Below are 17788 nucleotides of genomic sequence, written 5' to 3'. Positions count from 1 at the left end.
AAAGAAGGAACGGGGCGACGTCCGATGGCCAGGGCCAGGAGCGAGGAGAGACGCGCGGAAATCCTGCGCGCCGCCCTCGAAGTGATCGCCGAACGCGGCTACCGGGGTTCGTCGCTGGGCGCGGTCGCGGAGCGCGTCGGCCTCACCCAGCAGGGGCTCCTGCACTACTTCCCCACCAAGGAGGCGCTCCTCGTCGCTGTCCTGGAGGAGCGCGACCAGTGGGACACGAGCGGCGCGCGGCACTCCCCCGGCAGCTGGCGTGTCGAACTGCTCGCCTCCCTGGTGGAGTACAACGCGATGCGCCCGGGCATCGTGCAGACCTTCTCCGCGCTGCTCGGCGAGAGCGTCACCGAGGACCATCCGGCCAGGGAGTTCTTCACCCGCCGCTACGAGCAGGTGCGTACGGAGATGGCGGCCGTCCTCCGCGCCGAGTACGGCGACCGGCTGCCGGGCGGACTCACCCCGGAGCGGGTGGCTCCACTGCTGACCGCGGTCATGGACGGACTGCAGTACCAGTGGTGCTGGACCCGGAGTCGGTGGACATGCCGACGGCGTTCCGGGACTTCCTGAAACTGCTCGAGCCCCGTTAGTCCCTCTGTTCACAGCCCAACTCCTTCCCGATACTGGCCACTTCGGAGTGGTCGTCCAGGGAAGGGATGCGGCGTGCGGCGGACACTGGGAGTGCTGCTCGTCTCGGCGGTGGCCTGCACGATGCTCGGTACGGCGCCGGCGGGCGCAGCGGACGTGCCGGGCGTCGCCACCGTGGAGGAGAAGCGGCTGGAGGGGGCCGTACCGCAGGAGATCCTGCGGCGCAGCGGATTCGACGCGGTGGCACCGGAGTTCGCGAAGGCGCTGGGGGCCGCGGATTCGTACGCCGAGGCGTGGCGTGCCGTGGACCGGCACGGCTCCGGGCTGTGGCGGCGGGCCGTCGACCGGGCTCAGGGCAGGGGCGCCGTACGGGGCGATCTGAGCCGGGACGACGACCGGCCGCTGTACTGGGCGCGGCTCGGCATGACCCGCGAACTGCGGCAGTGGCAGCCCGGCTTCGGGCTGTCCGAAGCCGCGCGGACCCGGCTGCTCGACCGGCTGGAGCAGACCTCGCGCGGCCAGGACACGCTCGGCTTCCCACGCGGCAAGGGCCCTGACGGCAACGGCTTCAAGCGGATCGTGCTGACCGGCTTCGACCCCTTCACGCTGGATCGCGACATCCGCATCAGCAACCCGAGCGGGGCCACCGCCCTCGCCCTGGACGGCACCTGGATCCGTACGGCGGACGGGGGCGCGGCCAGGATCGAGACGGCCGTCTTCCCCGTCCGCTGGACCGACTTCGCGGCGGGCACGGTCGAGCGGACCCTGCGCCACCGGCTGCCCGAGGCCGACCTGGTCACCACCGTCAGCCAGGGCCGCGTCGGCAGGTTCGACATCGAGCGCACCAACGGCGCCTGGCGGGGCGGCTTCCCGGACAACGAGAATCTGTCGCGGACCGAGACCGTGCCGGTGACCGACCCGGCCTCGCAGCCGCAGTGGACGTCGACGACGCTCCCGTACGCGGCCATCGCCGCCGCGCGCACGGGCCGCTTCCCGGTCTACGACAACACGTCGGTCACCGAGATCCCGGCGGGCGGCACCGACCCGGTGGTCCGCCCCGACGGCCCGACGCCCGGCTCGACGGCCCGCGCCGGAGGCGGCGGCAACTATCTCTCCAACGAGATCGCCTACCGGGCCACCCTGCTGCGCGACCGCCTCGGACTGCACGAGGCGCTGCCGGCCGGCCATGTCCACACCCCGGTCCTGCAGTTCGGCACGGGCAACACCGACCCGGCGACGGGCACGGTGACCGATCCCGACTTCGTACGCAACCGGCTGGACATCATCGCGCAGGTGCGGGCGATCGTGCAGGTGGCGGCGGCGAACCGCTGACGCACACCGGCCATGATGGACGCGTGATCGTCGCAGCTGCTCAGTTCGCTCCCGTTCCGGGTGACATACCGGCCAACGTCCGCTCCATGGCCGGCCTGATCCACGAGGCCGCCGCTCGCCGTGCCCGGCTGGTCGTCTTCGGCGAGCTGGCGGCCACCGGGTACGAACTGGGCCTGCTCGCCGCGGACCCCGGCCTGTGGCCGGCGCCCGACGACCCGCGACTGGCGCGGGTGCGGGAGGCCTGCCGCGCCACCTCCACGGCAGCCGTGGTCAACTGCGCGGCACCGACGGACGGCGGCCGGCCCGCCATCGCGTCACTGGTCATCGGCCCGGACGGCGCGCTGATCGCCCGCTACGACAAGCGGCATCTGCACGGCGCGGAGAACGACGTCTTCGCAGCCGGCTCCGCGGACGGCCGCTTCACCCTGGACGGGGTCCGGTTCGCGCTCGCCGTCTGCTACGACAACCGTTTCCCGGAGGTCGCCGGGCGCGCCGGTGCCGACGGCTGCCAGGTGTACGTGGCGAGTTCGGCGCTCGACGTCGGCAACGACTCCTTCGAGTCGGTGTATCCGGTCCGTGCGCGGGACAACGGGCTGTGGGTGGTGCTCGGCAACCTGGTGGGGCCGAGCACGGAGGCGGGTGAGTGCGCAGGGGGCAGCGCGGTCTGGGGCCCGGACGGCACGCTGCTTGCCACGGCGGGCAGCGACGCGCCCGGGCTCGCGGTCGCGGAGCTGCCGCTCGGCCGGCGGCTCCCGGCTGGAGGGGCTCGGGTGGAGGGGCTCGCCCAAAGGGGTTCGGCCGCCTGGAGGAGACGGGGCGGCAGGCAGGGGGACGTGACCCGGATGTTCCAGCCCCGACGGCGGGCGTGGCGGTCAGGGCCAGGCCGATCTCGTCGTCGAGGTCCCAGACCCGGGAGATCGCGGCAACGATGGCGGCAAGCTTCTCCTCCCTGGACGGCGGCTAGCTCGCGTCCTCGTCTCCCGTGTCCCCGATGACGTACGCCATGAAGCCGTTGATGAGCTCGGCGGCGGGACGCCGTGCCTGGCCCTGCTGGGGCGCCTCGCGGGCGAAGGGGAAGGCCTCGCCGTGCCGTTCGGCCGTGCCGGAGAGGACGGCCAGGCAGAAGGCGTCGAGCCACGTGTGCGCCGGGAGGGGCTCCGGGCTGCCCTCGGAACCGGCCTCGTAGCCCATGCCGAAATTGACGTACACGTCGACGACACGGGCCTCGGGCCCTAGGACCGGGCCTCGTTCTTGCTGAAACCGTACAGCGACGACGGCGGTGGCGACGACGGTGACGGGCCCGGGCCAACGTTCGGGTCCGGCGCCCGGTGCGCGGGCTCCGGCTCGGGCCGGGGCGCGGTCAGGTCCCGGACCAGCAGCGTCGCGCCCGCGACCGCGCCCGGCATCAGGAAGACGGCGACGAGGGGGACGAGGAAGGCGAGCGTGAGCGGGACGCCGAAGCCGAGGGCGAGCGCGCGGCGGCCACGCAGCAGCGCGAGACGTTCCTTCAGCTCGACACCGCGCCGCTGCAGCGCCACCGCGGTGAGCTCATGGGCGAGGAAGAAGCCGGAGACGCAGAAGCCGATCGCGGGGACCACGGTCTGCCCGACGACCGGGACGAAGCCGAGCGCGAAGAGCACTACGCCGTACAGGGCGACCCGCAGCAGCACCCGGACGCTGTCCCGGGCCGAGATCCACAGCTCCCGCCAGAGCGGCAGCCCGGACTCTGGCACGTCGCCGCCCTCGGCGCGGTCGACCTGCTCGGACAGCGACTCGTAGAACGGCTGCCCGATCAGCAGGGTCACGGCGGTGAAGGTGATCACGGCGAGGAACAGGCCGAAGCCGAAGACCAGTCCCGTGAGGAAGCCGCGGAACAGACCGAGCCACGGCGACGACCAGCCGTCGGCGAACGGCGTCGCCCAGCCCACCAGGTCGTCGGAGCCGTAGCCGAGCCCGATGAGCGCGCCGGCGTACAGCACCAGGGCGATCAGCCCGGGCAGCAGCCCGAAACCGAACCACCGGCCGTGCCGGCCGACCCACCGCTGGCCCTTCATCAGATAGCCGAAGCCCACCCGGAGATCACGCATGCCGCCCACCCTATCGGGGGGCCGGAATGCGCCGGTCAGGGGCCGTGCGGCCGGGCCCGGGCGCCCCGGGTGCCCCACAAGTCCCCCTTGTTGTCACGGAGTTGAACGGATAGACCCTGCGTACCGAACGCTTCCGAGATCGCCGGGCGTTCCGCGGGCGGCCACGAGCGTATCTGGTGACCGTCACGGCCCCGGAGACGGCCAAGGAGGCCCGCGACCAGGAGCGGATGGCGAGCTCATCGAGAACCGGCCCGCGGCGGCCACGCGCGACCCGCGCCTCAAGCCGGGCCGCGCGATGCGGCGGGCCGGGCGGCCGTCGTGAGCGGGAGGTCGGCGCAGGGCGCCCCAGTGGTGCCGTTCGGTACGGAGCTGCTGTTCCGTGACCACCCGACGGGTGGGTTCGCCCAGGTCGGACGGGCGCTGCCGGCCCGCTGAGGCGGGCGTGCGGAAGGGCCGCACCCCGGCGGGGGTGCGGCCCTCCCTGCGTACGGGTCAGACCGCGAGCTCGACCGTGATGTTGCCGCGGGTGGCCTTGGAGTACGGGCACACCTGGTGGGCCTTCTCGAGCAGGTCCTTCGCGGTGGCGGCGTCCGCGTTCGGGATCACCGCGGAGATCCTGACGATGAGACCGAAGCCCTCGTCGTTCTTGCCGATGCCCACCTCGGCGGTGACCGTCGAGCCGGAGATGTCGGCCTTCTCCTGGCGGGCGACCACACCGAGCGCGCCCTGGAAGCAGGCGCTGTAACCGGCGGCGAAGAGCTGCTCCGGGTTCGTACCGGCGCCGGAACCGCCCATCTCCTTCGGCGGGTTGACGACGACGTCGAGCTTGCCGTCGTCGGTGGCGACGCGGCCGTCACGGCCGTTCTCCGCGGTGGCGACAGCGGTGTACAGGACATCGGACTGCTGAATCGACATGAAGCTGTTTCCTTCTGTGGTTCGCCGCGGCTCGCGCCCACGACCGCGACGGCTGGGGTGAGCCTACCGGGTGAGCGAAACGATCATCTTTCCCGTGTTCTCGCCACGCAGCAGACCCAGGAAGGCGTCGAAGCCGTGCTCGATGCCCTCGACGACGGTCTCGTTGTACTTGAGCTCGCCGGAGCGCAGCCAGCCCGCGACCTCCTGGACGAACTGCGGCTGGAGCGCCGCGTGGTCATTGACGAGCATGCCCTGCAGGCGCAGGCGCTTGCCGATGACCAGGGCGAGATTGCGCGGCGCGGGGGTGGGCTCGGTCGCGTTGTACTGGGCGATCATTCCGCAGATGGTGGCGCGGCCGTGGACGTTGAACGAGGAGATCGCGGCCTCCAGGTGCTCGCCGCCGACGTTGTCGAAGTAGACGTCGATGCCGTCGGGGGCGGCCGCCTTGAGCTGCTCGGCCACGGGGCCGTTCTTGTAGTTGAACGCGGCGTCGAAGCCGTACTCCTCGACGAGGAGCTTGACCTTCTCGTCGGAGCCGGCCGAGCCGATGACGCGCGAAGCGCCCTTCAGCTTCGCCATCTGGCCGACCTGGCTGCCGACGGCACCGGCGGCGCCGGAGACGAAGACCGCGTCGCCCTCCTTGAAGGACGCGACCTCGAAGAGGCCGGCGTACGCCGTGAGGCCGGTCATGCCGAGCACGCCGAGGTACGCGGAGAGAGGGGCGAGGGAGGCGTCGACCTTCGTGGCGTGCTGGGCGGGCACGTCCGCGTACTCGCGCCAGCCGAGGCCGTGCAGGACGTGGTCGCCGACCGCGAAGCCCTCCGCGTTCGAGGCGATGACCTCGCCGATCGCGCCGCCCTCCATGGGCTTGTCCAGCTGGAACGGCGGAACGTACGACTTCACGTCGTTCATCCGGCCGCGCATGTACGGGTCGACCGAGAAGTGGAGGTTGCGGACGAGGATCCGGCCCTCGCCGGGCTCGGTCACCGGGGCCTCGCGCAGGGCGACGTCCTCCGGCTTGGGCCAGCCCTGCGGGCGGGCGACGAGGTGCCATTCACGGCCGGACGAGGGAAGAGCGGACGTGGACATGGGTGCGGTGCCTCCTAGAAAAACTTCACGTACTGAAACAACCATGCGTCTGAATATTTCAGGTTGTCAAGTATCACGGTATGCTGAGGGCATGGCCACCGCACCTCGTACCGGCACCGACCCGCTGACCCTGGAGGTCGTCGATCTCATCGGCACCGTCGTGGCCCGCTACCACGACGAGTACGAGGAGGCCGCGAGCCGGCACTCCCTCACCGGCGCCCAGGCACGGGTGCTCGGGCTGCTGTCGCTGGAGGCGACGCCGATGCGCCGGATCGCGCAGACGCTGAAGTGCGAGCCGTCGAACGTGACGGGGATAGTCGACCGGCTCGAGGCCCGCGGCCTCGTCGAGCGCCGCCCGGACCCGGCCGACCGCCGTGTCAAGATCGCCGCGGCGACGGACGAGGGCCGCGAGACGGCGCGCCGGCTGCGGGAATCCCTGCGCTTCGCGCGCGAGCCGCTGGCGGAACTGTCGACGGAGGAGCGGACGGTGCTGCGGGACCTGCTGAAGCGGATGCTGGGGGAGCGGGGCGCGTAGGTGTCCGGGGGCTCCGCCCCCGACCCCCGCGATCAGAACGCCGGCGAGGCTCCTCTTGGAGCCGTCCGGCGCTTGAGGAGGACGGACACCGCGGGACGCCCGGCGGTACCGGGCACACTCGGCCCGTCCGGCGCTTGAGGACGGACACACCGGCCCGCCTGGCAGTACCGGGCGCACTCAGCCCGTCGGCGCTTGAGCACGGACACACCGGCCCGCCCGGCGGTACCGGGCGTGGTCAGCCAGTCCGGCGCTTGAGCACAGACACACCGGCCCACTCCGCGGTACGGGGGCGCACTCGGCCCGTCGGCGCTTGAGGACGGACACACCGGCCCGCCTGGCAGTACCGGGCGCACTCAGCCCAACCGGCGCTGGAGGACGGACACACCGGCCCGCCCGGCGGTACGGGGCGCACTCAGCCCGTCCGGCGCTGGAGGACGGACACACCAGCCCGCCCGGCGGTACCGGGCTCAACCCCAGGGCTCTGGGGGCGCAGGTGGCCCTCACGTGCAGAAGAACAGGAACCACGTGCACGTCTCGGTCGGCGAGGGCGTGGGCGTAGGCGCGGGGGGCGGCGGTGCCGACGACTGCGACGGGTTCCCGGGGGCGCCGGTGCCCGACGGGGAACCGTCACTGCTCGGCGCCGGCCCCGTCGCGGACGAGGTCGCGGACGGCGCGGCCTGCGACGACGACGCGGCCACCGTGGGCCGCGCACTCCCGCGCCCCGCACCGGACGTGCCCGGCCGGGCCGCGGACGAGGACGTGGTGACCGGCTCGCTCACCTCGCTGGGACCCTCCGCCGGTTCGTCGCTGGCGGTCGGGTCGGGTATCTCGTCGACCGCGATGGACTCCTCCTCGCGGACCTCCACGGACGCGCCGTCGTCCCACGCCGCCTCCCGCGCGAGTTCCGCCAGACTCAGCGCACCCGCCGCCAGCGCCAGACCGACCGTCCCGATCAGCACCTTGCGCCCGCGTTTGCGGCGTCTGCGCGTGCCGGCCGCCCGGCGGCTACGCCGCCCCTGGGCGGGCGCGCGGCGGCGCCCGGCCGGCGGCCGGTCCTCGTCGTACGCACCGCCGAGCTCGACGACGACGTCATCGGCAGGCGCGGGCGCGGGCGCGGCAGGGCTGTGATGCCTGAGCTCCTCCGCAGGGGTACCGCATCCGGCGCACGCCAGAGCCCCGTTGAGGTGCCGACGGCACTGGTGGCAGTAGTCCATGGCGCCCGCAGCGTACGCAGGCTCCGGACAACAGAGGTAGCCGGGTCTGTGAGGATCTTGTGTGGAATCGAGGATTCCCTGGCGGGGCGCCTGGCGACGGCCCGTCCCCACGGGTCCCTCGGCGGCGGGCCGGAAGCGGACAGAAAGCGGGCAGGAGACGGGCAGGATGGGTGCATGAACAGCTTCGGGCCGCTCGATTTCCAGCTCGTCCTGCTCCGCCGGATGGCCGACCACCAGCCGGACCTCGTCGAGGACGCCCGCCACCAACTGGGCGCGTCGATCGCGGACATGAGGGAGGCGAACCGCCGCTGGCAGGCGATGGTCCGCTCCCCGCGCACCCGGGGCTCCCTCGCCCGCTACCGTTCCGTGCTCGGCGAACCCGAGTCCACGGCCCGCCGCCGCATCGGCGACCTGGACTGCGACGCGCTCCTGTGGCCGGTGCCGCTCTGGCCCGACCTCCGCTTCGAGGTGCTGACGGCACCGGGCGGGGCGGTCTGGAACGAATGGCTGGTCCGGGCGCCGGGGGCGGCGGGTCCCGAGCTGCGCACGGAGGACGATCTGCGCCCCTGGTCCTGCACGGTCGACGAGGTGGCCAGGGCCTTCGCCCCCGTACGCCCGATGGAGGGCACGGCCCCGACGCGCTGGCGGCTGGCCATCACGCTGCCCGGCGGAAAGCCGTGCGTCGCGGAATTCACGTGGGGGTTGCTGCAGCGGCTGATGTGACGCGACCGCCGACACCTCCCTGCTGGGGGTCCGGGGGTCGCCCCGGGAGAACACAGCCACGTGGGGGTTGCTGCAGCGGCTGATGTGACGCGGCCGCCGACACCTCCCTGCCGGAGGTCCGGAGGTCGCCCCCCGCGACAACACAGCCACCTGGGGGTTGCTGCAGTGGCTGATGTGACGTCAAGTACCCACCCCTCCATCACCCCCGACCGGCTCAGCCCAGCGCGCGCCGGGCCGCGGGCGATCGCAGGATGCGAAGAGAACCGCTCCCGGGAGGACCTGCCATGACCGTCAGTCTTGAGCAGTTGCGCCGTTGCCATGTCGCTGTCGACCTGGGCGCCGCGAGGACCCGCGTCTTCGTCAAGGGCGTCGGGCTCGTCGTCGACCAGCCGAGCGTGGCCGCCGTCAACACCCGCAACGGAGCGCTCATCGCCGTCGGCGAGTTCGCACAGAAGATGACCGGGCGGACGCCCGACTACATCCGGGTCATGCGCCCCGTCAGCGGCGGCACCGTCGTCGACATCGAGATGGCCCAGCGCATGCTGCGCCATCTGCTCGGCGAGAAGCTCCGCCGCCAGCTGCGCCGCAAGCCCCGGCTGCGAGCCGCAGCCTGTACCCCGCACGACGCCGATCCACTGGCGCAGCGCGCCACCGTGGAGACACTCGTCGGGCTCGGCGCCCGGCGCGTCGAACTCGTCGACACACTGATCGCGGCGGCCGTCGGCTGCGGGCTGCCGGTGGAGCAGCCGACCGCCACCATGATCATGGTGTGCGGGGCAGCCACCACCCAGGTCGCCGTCCTCTCGCTCGGCTCGATCGTCACCGCCGTACGGATCCCCGTCGGCGGTGACGCCGTCGACCACGCCGTGATCCAGCACCTGCGGCACCAGCACGAGCTGATGCTGCCCAGCCAGTCCGTACGCCCCCTCCAGCTCGCCCTCAGCGGCAACGGCCTCACCCTCAGCGGGCCGGCTGTCACCGAGATCCACGGCCGCGATGTCGCCACCGGGCTCGCCCGTTCGGTGAAGGTCGACACCGCCGCCGTGCGCGACGCCATCCACACCCCGCTCACCGCCGTCCTCGACGGCATCGGGAAGATCCTGCGCGAATGCCCGCCCGACCTGGTCGCCGACCTTGTCGACCGCGGGATCATGATGGTCGGCGGCAGCGCGCTGCTGCCGGGACTCGACCAGATGCTGCGCGACAGGACCGGAATGCCGGTGCACATCGCCGAGCGGCCCGACGTGTGCGCGGTGCTCGGGCTCGGGGAGATGCTGGAGGGCCGTATCCACACTATGATCCTCGATCCGCTCACCGCCTGACGCCGGGATGCCTCCTGGTCGGAGCGGGGCCGGCGGCGGAACCGGCGGGGAAGCGGCGGGGAGGGCTCCGGCGATGCTGCCCATGCTGCTGGAGGCGGTCCTGAGCGTCGGCACCGACCTCGAGCTGCGTGCCACCCTCCAGCACATCGTGGACTGGGCGACCAGGCTGATCGGCGCCCGGTACGGGGCGCTCGGCGTCGTCGACCCCGAGCGCGGCCGGATCACCGAACTGTTCACCACCGGACTGACCGACGAGGAGCGGGAGCGCATCGGCCCCCTCCCGGACGGGCACAGCGGACTCATCGGCGCGCTGATCGAGGACCCACGGCCGCTGCGGATCGACGACCTGACGGCCGACCCGCGCTCGTGCGGTGTGCCGGAGGGCCATCCCGAGATGCACTCGTTCCTCGGCGCACCGATCCGGGTGCACACGGAGGTGTTCGGCAACCTCTACCTCACCGAGAAGCGCTCCGGCCCCTTCACGGACGACGACCTGGCCCTGCTGCGCGTCCTCGCCTCCCAGGCCGGCATCGCGATCGGCAACGCCCGGCTGTACGAGGCGGCGCGTCAGCGCGAGCGCTGGATCGAGGGCGCGGCGGCGGTGACGACGGCGCTGCTCACCGGGGAGACCGCCGCGGATGCGCTGATGACCGTGGCCGAGCGGGCGCGGATACTCGCGGACGCCTCCGCCGGGGTGGTCCTCCAGCCCACGGAGGACGGCGGGATGGAGGTCGTCGCGGCCTCCACGCTGGACGACCCCGGCGACCTGATCGGTACGACGATCGAGCCGGGGTCGGACGTGCTCGTCCAACTCCTCGGCGGCGAGCCGGTGTTCATCGAGGACTCCGCGACCGATCCCCGGATGACGACGCATGTACGGCACCGCTTCGGGCCCTCGATGATGCTGCCGCTGCAGAGCGGCGGAAGGCTCATCGGCACGCTCGCGCTGCCGCGGCGGCGCGGCGGCCGCCCGTACACGGCCGTGGACCGGCTGCTGGCCTCGCAGTTCGCCTCCCAGGCGGCGCTGGCGCTGGTCCTCGCGGACGCGCAGCACAACCGGGAGCAGCTCGCGGTGTACGAGGACCGCGACCGGATCGCCCGCGATCTGCACGACCTCGTCGTCCAGCGGCTCTTCGCCACCGAGATGATGCTGGAGTCGACCAGGCGGCGGGCGGCGGGGGTGGGGTCCGGCGAGGACGAGCTGCTCGGGCGGGCCGTGGACGAGCTGGACTCCACGATCCAGGAGGTCCGCACCGCGATCTTCGCGCTGCAGCAGCCGCCGGCGGAGGCGCCGACGTCGTTCCGGGGGCGGGTGCTGAGGGAGACGGGCGGGGCGGCGGTACTGCTCGGCTTCCAGCCGTCCGTGCACTTCACGGGGGCGGTGGACGCGCTCGTGCAGGAGCCGCACGCCGATCAGCTACTGGCGACCCTGCGGGGCGCGCTCGCGGCGGCGCACCGGCGGGCCGGGGTGACCGCGATCGACGTGGAGGTCGACGCGACGGTGACGCTTCCGGACGGGGGTCCGGGGGTGCGGCTGACGGTGACGGACAACGGGGTGCGGGATGACGGCGGCGCGGGGACGACGACGACGTGGACCGGGGGATGACGGCCCCGGACCCCCGCGACTGCCCCGGGTCGCGGTGTGCGGGGCACGGTGGGCCGGTGTGCCCGTACCGGCAACGCACGGTGGGCCGGTGTGCCCGTCCTCGAACGCCGGACGGGCTTGAAGCGTGCGCGGTACCGCACGGTGAGCCGGTGTGCCCGTCCTCGAACGCCGGACGGGCTGGGTGGTCGTGGCCGGGACGGCACGCCTGGGTGCCGGGCAACCCAGGGGACACGCGCCCCGGAGCGCGCCTACCGGGCCGTGCGCAAGGCGATGCGGGTGCTGGACTGCGCGACGCCCGCTTCGCGTTTGAGGCGGCGGAGGAGGGTGTCCAGCGCCGCAGGGTCGGCTGCGCGGGCGCGGACGAGGTAGTCGTGGGCGCCCGTGACGTGGACGACCTCCGTGATGCCGGGGAAGCGGCGCACCGCGTCCTCGAACTCCTCGTTCGTCGTGTCCAGGCGCAGCGTGATGTCGATGAAGACGACGAGGCCCTCGCGGGCCCCTGCCGCCGCCGGGTCGACCAAAGTCGTGAATCCGCGGATCACGCCCACGCGGCGCATCCGCCGCACCCGGTCGGCCGCCGCGTTCGCGCTCAGCCCGACCCGTACACCCAGATCGCGGTAGGAGATCCGCGCATCCTCCTGCAACACGCCGAGGATTTCACTGTCGAGGCGGTCCATACCGCGATTGTCGCAGTGCGGACCCTAATCCGGCCGCGCGGGCCGCGGGCGCGGTCCGATCGTGAGCGCCATGAGCGAGACATGGACGACCGCGGTCGCCGGTGCGGCCGCCGGCCTAGGTGTGGCGATGCCGCTGGGTGCGGTGGGGGTCCTGCTGATCCAGGAGGGGATGCGCGAGCGCCGCGGCGCCGTCGCCGCGGCCGCCGCGGTGGCGGTGGTCGACATGGCGTACGCGGCGGTGGCGACGGCCCTCGGCCCGCTCGTCGCGTCCGTGCTCTCGGGGGTCGAGGCGTGGGTGCGGCTCGTGTCGGCAGCCGTGCTGATGGTGATCGCGGTCCGGGGGCTGTGGGCCTCGCGTCGGGCGGTCGACGCCGCCGCGACGACGGCGACCACGGCGGCGGGGTCCGGCGGGGCCGTGCGGACCTTCACCCGGTTCGCCGCGCTGACCCTCGTGAACCCCACCACCGCGCTGTACTTCGCGGCCCTCACCACCGCCCAGGGCGCCGCCCTCAGCGGAGGCACGGCCGGGGCGGTGTTCGTGGCCGGGGTGTTCGCCGCGTCGTTCGTGTGGCAGCAGGTGCTCGTCGCCGTGAGCGGTTTCGCGGGTTCGCGGATCGGCGCGCGGGCGCGGGCCTGGACGTTCCGGGTGGGGTACGGCCTGGTGGCCGTGTACGCCGTGAAGGTCGCTCTCCCGCTGCCGTGAACCGTACGGCTCAGCACGACGGGCCCGCGCGCCGGCGTCGCTCTTGACTGGTGTCGTGGAAGCCGCAGACAAGCCCTCCTCCGCCGCGTACCGCAATCTCGTCCTCGCCACGGTCGGTTTCACGCTCACCTTCTGGGCATGGAATCTGATCGCGCCGCTGTCGGGCGATTACAAGGACCGGCTCGGTCTGAGCTCGTTCGAGCAGTCGCTGCTGGTGGCGGTGCCGGTCCTGGTGGGGTCGCTGGGGCGGATCCCGGCGGGCGCGCTCACCGACCGGTACGGCGCGAAGCTGATGTTCCCACTGGTGTCGGCACTGACGATCGTGCCCGTGCTGCTGCTGATCCCGGCGAAGAACTCGTACGGCGCGATGCTCGTCGTGGGCTTTCTGCTCGGCCTCGGCGGTACGACGTTCGCGATCGGGGTTCCGCTGGTCAACTCCTGGTTCCCGCCGGTCCACCGGGGCTTCGCCATCGGCGTGTTCGGCATGGGCATGGGCGGCGTCGCGCTGTCCGGGTTCTTCACGCCGCGGATCGCGAAGCTCGGCGAGGACATGCCCTTCTACGTCGTCGCGATCGCGCTCGCCGTGTACGCGCTGCTCGCCGCCGCCCTGATCACCGACCGGCCGGGCCGGCCGGTGCCGACGTCCTCGCTGGCGGCACGGCTGGGGCAGGCCGGGCGGCTGCGGGTGACGTGGGAGCTGTGCGCGCTGTACGCGATCGGCTTCGGCGGGATCGTGGCGTTCGGCGTCTATCTGCCGACGTATCTGAAGACCTGGTACGAGCTCTCGCCGACGGAGGCGGGCACGAAAGCGGCCGGGTTCGCGCTGATGACGGTGATCTTCAGGCCGGTCGGCGGCTGGCTGTCGGACCGTATTCACCCGGCGCTGGTGACGGCGGCCGCGCTGGGCTTCGTGGCGCTGTGGGCGATCGTGCAGGCTTTCGACCCGCAGCTCGCACCGGTCGGCACGCTCGCGTTCCTGTGCATGGCCGCCGGGCTCGGCACCGCGAGCGGCAGTGTCTTCGCGCTGGTCGCCCAGGTGACCCCGCAGCCGCAGGTGGGCAGCGTGACCGGGATGGTCGGCGCGGCGGGCGGGCTCGGCGGGTTCGTGCCGCCGCTGGTGATGGGTGCGGTGTACAGCGCGAAGGGCTCGTACTCGATCGGCTTCATGCTGCTGTCGGACCTGGCGCTGGCGGGCTGTGTGTACGCCTACGGGCGGATGCGGAACATCCGCCCGGGCGCCGACGAGATCCGGTCGGCACAGGCGGCGGCGAGGGCCTAGAGACCAGGGGCCGGGACCTGGACCTGGACCTGGGCCTGGGCCTGGCTCTGCAGGAACGCGCGGACGCCCTGGGAGACGGCGTCGTCGCCGAGCAGGGCGTTGTGGTCGAGGCAGCGGGCGGCGTTGTTCGTGGCGCCGGTCAGCGGGACGCTGCTGTCCGGGTTGATCATCTCGTCGCAGTCGGACCACCACGTCGCGTAGCTCACCTCGCCAGGGGTCTCGTCGCCGGACGCGAGGTTCGTCCGGACGTACGAGCCGGGGGTCATGTCGCGGCAGGCCTGGTCCCGGACGGCGCAGGCCCGGGCGACGGAGGTGCCGTGGTTGGGGCCGCCGAGGGAGACCCAGTGGGCGACGGTGCCGGTGCCGCGACGAGGACGACGGGCGTGCGGGCGGCGGCTCGGGGCTGCGCCTGGGCCTGGGCGGGTGGGGCGAGGAGCATGGCAAGGGCGGCGAGGAGCATGATCAGTCCTGCGCGCGGTACGGCCACGGCGGCGTCCCCCTCAACGTTTGTTACGCACGAGTAGCGAGCAGCGGGGAGAATGGTGCTGGCTGCGGGCAAGGATGAACAGCCCCGTGCACGCGTGACTTGAGGAGGATGACGAGTGAGTGCTCTCTTCCCGGCCCTGGCCGCGGGCGGCGAGGGTTCCGACCGGCCCGCGCTGCGCTTCGGGGACCGTGCGCTGACGTACGGCGAACTCGCCGAGGCGGCAGGGTCGCTGGCCGGACGGATCGCGGGAGCGGGGCGGGTCGCGGTGTGGGCCACGCCGTCGCTGGAGACCGCGGTCGGGGTGGTCGCCGCGCTGCTCGCGGGGGTACCCGCGGTGCCGCTCAACCCGAAGACCGGCGAGCGGGAGCTGGCGCACATCGTCGGGGACAGCGCGCCGTCGCTGGTGCTGGCGGGGCCGGGGGACGAACTTCCGCCGGTGCTGAGCGCCTTGGCTCGTCTGGACATCCCGGTGTCGGCGGGGTCCGGGCAGCCGGAGGTCCCGCTCCCGGCCGAGCCGGACCCGGGTGCACCCGCGTTGATCGTCTACACCTCGGGCACGACGGGCCCGCCGAAGGGTGCCGTGCTGCCCCGGCGGGCTGTCGCGGCGACGCTGGACGCGCTGGAGGCGGCGTGGGCGTGGACCGGTGACGACGTCCTCGTGCATGCCCTGCCGCTGTTCCATGTGCACGGGCTGATCCTGGGGGTCCTGGGGCCGCTGCGGCGGGGCGGGGCGGTGCGGCACCTCGGACGGTTCTCGCCGGAGGGCGTGGCGCGGGAACTCGGAGCGGGCGGGACGATGCTGTTCGGCGTGCCGACGATGTACCACCGGCTGGCCGAAGCGGTGGAGGGCGACCCGGAGTCGGCGAAGGCGCTCGCCGGTGCGCGGCTGCTGGTGTCGGGCTCGGCGGCGCTGCCGGTCCACGACCATGAGCGGATCTTCGCGGCGACGGGGCGGCGGGTCGTCGAGCGGTACGGGATGACCGAGACGCTGATGAACACGAGTGTGCGCGTGGACGGGGAGCCCCGCGCCGGGTCGGTGGGCCTGCCGCTGCCGGGGGTCGAGCTGCGGCTCGTCGAGGACGACGGCTCCGAGATCACCGCGTACGACGGCGAGACGGTCGGCGAGATCCAGGTGCGCGGCCCGAACCTCTTCACGGAGTATCTGAACCGGCCGGACGCGACGGCGGCGGCGTTCGACGGGGACTGGTTCCGCACGGGGGACATGGCGGTCCGGGACGCGGACGGCTACGTACGGATCGTGGGCCGCCGGGCGACGGACCTGATCAAGAGCGGCGGCTACAAGATCGGCGCCGGCGAGATCGAGAACGCGCTGCTGGAGCACCCCGGGGTGCGCGAGGCGGCGGTGACCGGGGAGCCGGACGAGGATCTGGGCGAGCGGGTGGTGGCGTGGGTGGTGCCGGCGGATCCGGCGCGGCCGCCGTCGGCCGACGAGCTGGCCGGCCATGTGGCCGCGCAACTGGCCCCGCACAAACGCCCGCGCACGGTCCGCTTCCTGGAGGCCCTGCCCCGCAACGACATGGGCAAGATCATGAAGCGGGCACTGACGGACGGCCGGGCCGGTGTCTGACGGACTGCCCGCGCGCGAGGCGATCGCGCTCATCGCGGACGAGTTCACGGAACACGGTCCGTCCTCGCGGCGCTCGTCCGTGGAGGCGGGCCCGGGGCCTGGTCCCGTGCCCTCGGCGGGCGCGACGGGCGCGACGGCCTGGTCGGCGCCGACCCAAGGGTCCGAGCCCGAGGCCGCGCCCAGGGCCGGCAGGGCGGGTGCGGCGGACGGGGCCGCACCGGGCACGCCCGCCGAAGGGCGCGGCGCCGGTCCCGCATCACCGGACGCGTCCGGTGATGCGGCCCTCGGCGACGGGCCGCTCGGGTGGGTCGGGTACGGCGCTGCGCGGGCGCGGGCGGTGGCCCGTACCGGCGAGGAGGAGTCGGTCGTCTGGGGCACCGCGGAGATCGGGGGGCGGCGTGCCGTGGTCGTCTCGTTCGAGTTCCGCTTCATGGGCGGGTCGCTGGGCGAGCGGACCGGGGACCGGCTGGAGGCGGCGTACGCGCACGCGCGCGCCGCGCGGCTCCCGCTGGTGTCGATGATCGCGACCGGCGGCAGCCGGATGCAGGAGGGCATGGTCGCCCTCACCCAGCTCCACCGCGTCGCCCGCGCCTCGGCCCTCGTCCGCGCGGCCGGGCTCCCCCAGGTCGCCGTCGTCCGCGACCCCACGACGGGCGGCGGCTGGGCCACCCTCGGCGCTGGTGCGGACGTGATCCTGGCCCTGCCCGGCGCCCAGATCGGCTTCGCGGGCTCCCGCGTCCGCCCACCGGACGCCGACCCGTCCGCGTACACGGCGGAGGGCCAGCTGGCCGCGGGGCACGTCGACGCGATCGTCCGGCCGGAGGAGCTGCGCTCCACGCTGGCGCTGTGGCTGGCACTCCTGACCGGCGGTTCGTCTGCCTCCGCCCCCTCCCCCGCTCCCGCGCCCCCGCCCGCCGCCCTGGGCGGCACCGCCGTGGCGCCGACCGGCTGGGATGCCGTGCAGCAGGCCCGTTCGGCCCGGCGGCCGCGGGCCGGGGCCTATCTCGACGCGTACTTCGACGAGCGGCTCGCCGTCCTCGGGGACCGGTGCGGCGGGACCGACCCCGGGATGCTGTGCGGGTTCGGGCTGCGGGGCGGGCGGTCGGTCGCGTACGCCGCGCAGACGGGTACGGCGACACGGCCCGCCGGGTACCGGACGGCCGCCCGGCTGATCCGGCTCGCGGACCGGCTGGGCCTTCCCGTGCTGACGCTCGTGGACACGCCGGGCGCGGCCAATGACGCCGAGGCCGAGCGGGACGGGGCGGGCGCGGCCATCGCCGAGGCGTTCGCGGCCGTGGCCGAGGCGCGGGTGCCGGTGACGACGCTGGTGATCGGGGAGGGCGGGTCGGGCGGCGCTCTGGCCCTGGCCGCTCCGGGCAACACCTGGGCCACGCCCGACAGCTACTTCTCCGTCATCGCCCCGGAGCTCGCCGCGGCCATCCTCAAGCGCACCCCGTCCGACGCTCCCGCGACCGCCGACCAGCTGCGGCTGCGGCCGCAGGACCTGGTGGACCTGGGCGTCGTACGCGGAATCGTGACGACTAAGGAGTAAAAGGGCAAAGCGCTCATGAAGTGCGTCACAGCCGAACTCTGGCGCTTCACGCCCGTCCCGACCCTCTGGTAGACGTGGCAGACCCCGACCA

17 protein-coding genes and 1 pseudogene are annotated in these 17788 nt (G+C 73.5%); 11 read left to right on the top strand and 7 right to left on the bottom strand.

All coding sequences use genetic code 11. The features are described from left to right. Nucleotides 1-24: 24 nt before the first annotated feature. The 3 genes and pseudogenes from ACFV9O_RS11575 (at nt 25) to ACFV9O_RS11565 (ending at nt 2915) form a co-directional block, all read left to right on the top strand. Nucleotides 25-590, top strand: a pseudogene (locus tag ACFV9O_RS11575) (TetR/AcrR family transcriptional regulator). 121 nt (nt 591-711) lie between these two features. Beyond that, nucleotides 712-1920: a pyroglutamyl peptidase gene (locus ACFV9O_RS11570; protein WP_385415712.1), complete on the top strand. Its 1209-nt coding sequence runs from the start codon at nt 712-714 to the stop codon at nt 1918-1920. A gap of 23 nt (nt 1921-1943) precedes the next feature. After that, nucleotides 1944-2915 carry a carbon-nitrogen hydrolase family protein gene (locus ACFV9O_RS11565; RefSeq protein ID WP_385415569.1) on the top strand — a complete coding sequence of 324 codons (972 nt, stop codon included), beginning with the start codon at nt 1944-1946 and terminating at the stop codon, nt 2913-2915. On the opposite strand, the gene ACFV9O_RS11560 is transcribed toward ACFV9O_RS11565, so the two are convergent. From ACFV9O_RS11560 to ACFV9O_RS11545, 4 genes are all read right to left on the bottom strand, one after another. Beyond that, nucleotides 2881-3129, bottom strand: a complete 249-nt coding sequence (locus tag ACFV9O_RS11560) for a hypothetical protein (protein ID WP_385415566.1) — start codon at nt 3127-3129, stop codon at nt 2881-2883. The two genes, ACFV9O_RS11565 and ACFV9O_RS11560, sit on opposite strands and share 35 nt — an antisense overlap. Nucleotides 3130-3152: 23 nt before the next feature. Beyond that, complete coding sequence (locus ACFV9O_RS11555) at nt 3153-4007, bottom strand: EI24 domain-containing protein (protein WP_385415565.1); 855 nt, start codon at nt 4005-4007, stop codon at nt 3153-3155. A gap of 492 nt (nt 4008-4499) precedes the next feature. Then, entirely contained in the window at nt 4500-4922 is a 423-nt protein-coding gene (locus tag ACFV9O_RS11550) for an organic hydroperoxide resistance protein (protein WP_385415562.1), read from the bottom strand. Nucleotides 4923-4985: 63 nt separating this feature from the next. Then, nucleotides 4986-6011 (bottom strand): NADP-dependent oxidoreductase, encoded by a 1026-nt coding sequence (locus ACFV9O_RS11545; RefSeq protein WP_385415559.1) that lies wholly within the window; start codon nt 6009-6011, stop codon nt 4986-4988. 91 nt (nt 6012-6102) lie between these two features. Here ACFV9O_RS11545 and ACFV9O_RS11540 point away from each other — a divergent pair, with 91 nt between their 5' ends. Next, nucleotides 6103-6546 carry a MarR family winged helix-turn-helix transcriptional regulator gene (locus ACFV9O_RS11540; protein ID WP_385415557.1) on the top strand — a complete coding sequence of 148 codons (444 nt, stop codon included), beginning with the start codon at nt 6103-6105 and terminating at the stop codon, nt 6544-6546. A gap of 500 nt (nt 6547-7046) precedes the next feature. Here the strand turns inward: ACFV9O_RS11540 and ACFV9O_RS11535 are convergent, their stop codons facing one another. Then, entirely contained in the window at nt 7047-7760 is a 714-nt protein-coding gene (locus ACFV9O_RS11535; RefSeq protein WP_385415554.1) for a hypothetical protein, read from the bottom strand. Nucleotides 7761-7934: 174 nt separating this feature from the next. Between ACFV9O_RS11535 and ACFV9O_RS11530 the strand changes: the two genes are divergently transcribed. The 3 genes from ACFV9O_RS11530 to ACFV9O_RS11520 all read left to right on the top strand — a co-directional run bounded on the left by ACFV9O_RS11530 (nt 7935) and on the right by ACFV9O_RS11520 (nt 11411). After that, a complete protein-coding gene (locus tag ACFV9O_RS11530) occupies nt 7935-8483 on the top strand; it encodes a hypothetical protein (RefSeq protein ID WP_385415552.1) in 549 nt (182 codons plus the stop codon). A 284-nt stretch (nt 8484-8767) separates the two neighbouring features. Continuing rightward, complete coding sequence (locus tag ACFV9O_RS11525) at nt 8768-9805, top strand: rod shape-determining protein (RefSeq protein ID WP_385415549.1); 1038 nt, start codon at nt 8768-8770, stop codon at nt 9803-9805. A 73-nt stretch (nt 9806-9878) separates the two neighbouring features. Further along, complete coding sequence (locus ACFV9O_RS11520; RefSeq protein WP_385415546.1) at nt 9879-11411, top strand: GAF domain-containing protein; 1533 nt, start codon at nt 9879-9881, stop codon at nt 11409-11411. Between the two features lie 248 nt (nt 11412-11659). Here ACFV9O_RS11520 and ACFV9O_RS11515 read toward each other — a convergent pair whose 3' ends face one another. Then, on the bottom strand, nt 11660-12088 hold the full coding sequence (locus ACFV9O_RS11515) for an Lrp/AsnC family transcriptional regulator (protein ID WP_385415544.1): 429 nt from the start codon (nt 12086-12088) through the stop codon (nt 11660-11662). 70 nt (nt 12089-12158) lie between these two features. Here ACFV9O_RS11515 and ACFV9O_RS11510 point away from each other — a divergent pair, with 70 nt between their 5' ends. Both ACFV9O_RS11510 and ACFV9O_RS11505 read left to right on the top strand, forming a co-directional pair. After that, nucleotides 12159-12791, top strand: coding sequence for a hypothetical protein (locus ACFV9O_RS11510; RefSeq protein ID WP_385415541.1), 633 nt, complete (start codon nt 12159-12161; stop codon nt 12789-12791). 55 nt (nt 12792-12846) lie between these two features. After that, on the top strand, nt 12847-14070 hold the full coding sequence (locus ACFV9O_RS11505) for a nitrate/nitrite transporter (protein ID WP_385415540.1): 1224 nt from the start codon (nt 12847-12849) through the stop codon (nt 14068-14070). Here the strand turns inward: ACFV9O_RS11505 and ACFV9O_RS11500 are convergent. Then, nucleotides 14067-14336, bottom strand: a complete 270-nt coding sequence (locus ACFV9O_RS11500; protein ID WP_385415538.1) for a hypothetical protein — start codon at nt 14334-14336, stop codon at nt 14067-14069. The two genes, ACFV9O_RS11505 and ACFV9O_RS11500, sit on opposite strands and share 4 nt — an antisense overlap. 336 nt (nt 14337-14672) lie before the next feature. Here ACFV9O_RS11500 and ACFV9O_RS11495 point away from each other — a divergent pair, with 336 nt between their 5' ends. Further along, entirely contained in the window at nt 14673-16145 is a 1473-nt protein-coding gene (locus ACFV9O_RS11495) for an acyl-CoA synthetase (protein WP_385415535.1), read from the top strand. Further along, nucleotides 16138-17697, top strand: coding sequence for a carboxyl transferase domain-containing protein (locus tag ACFV9O_RS11490; protein ID WP_385415533.1), 1560 nt, complete (start codon nt 16138-16140; stop codon nt 17695-17697). The genes ACFV9O_RS11495 and ACFV9O_RS11490 overlap by 8 nt, the downstream gene beginning before the upstream one ends. Nucleotides 17698-17788 lie beyond the last annotated feature (91 nt).

The sequence above is a fragment of the Streptomyces sp. NPDC059909 genome, from assembly GCF_042730885.1.
Classification (GTDB): domain Bacteria; phylum Actinomycetota; class Actinomycetes; order Streptomycetales; family Streptomycetaceae; genus Streptomyces.
Note: the sequence above shows the minus strand (reverse complement) of the source record. Positions and strands in the feature narration are given on the sequence as shown.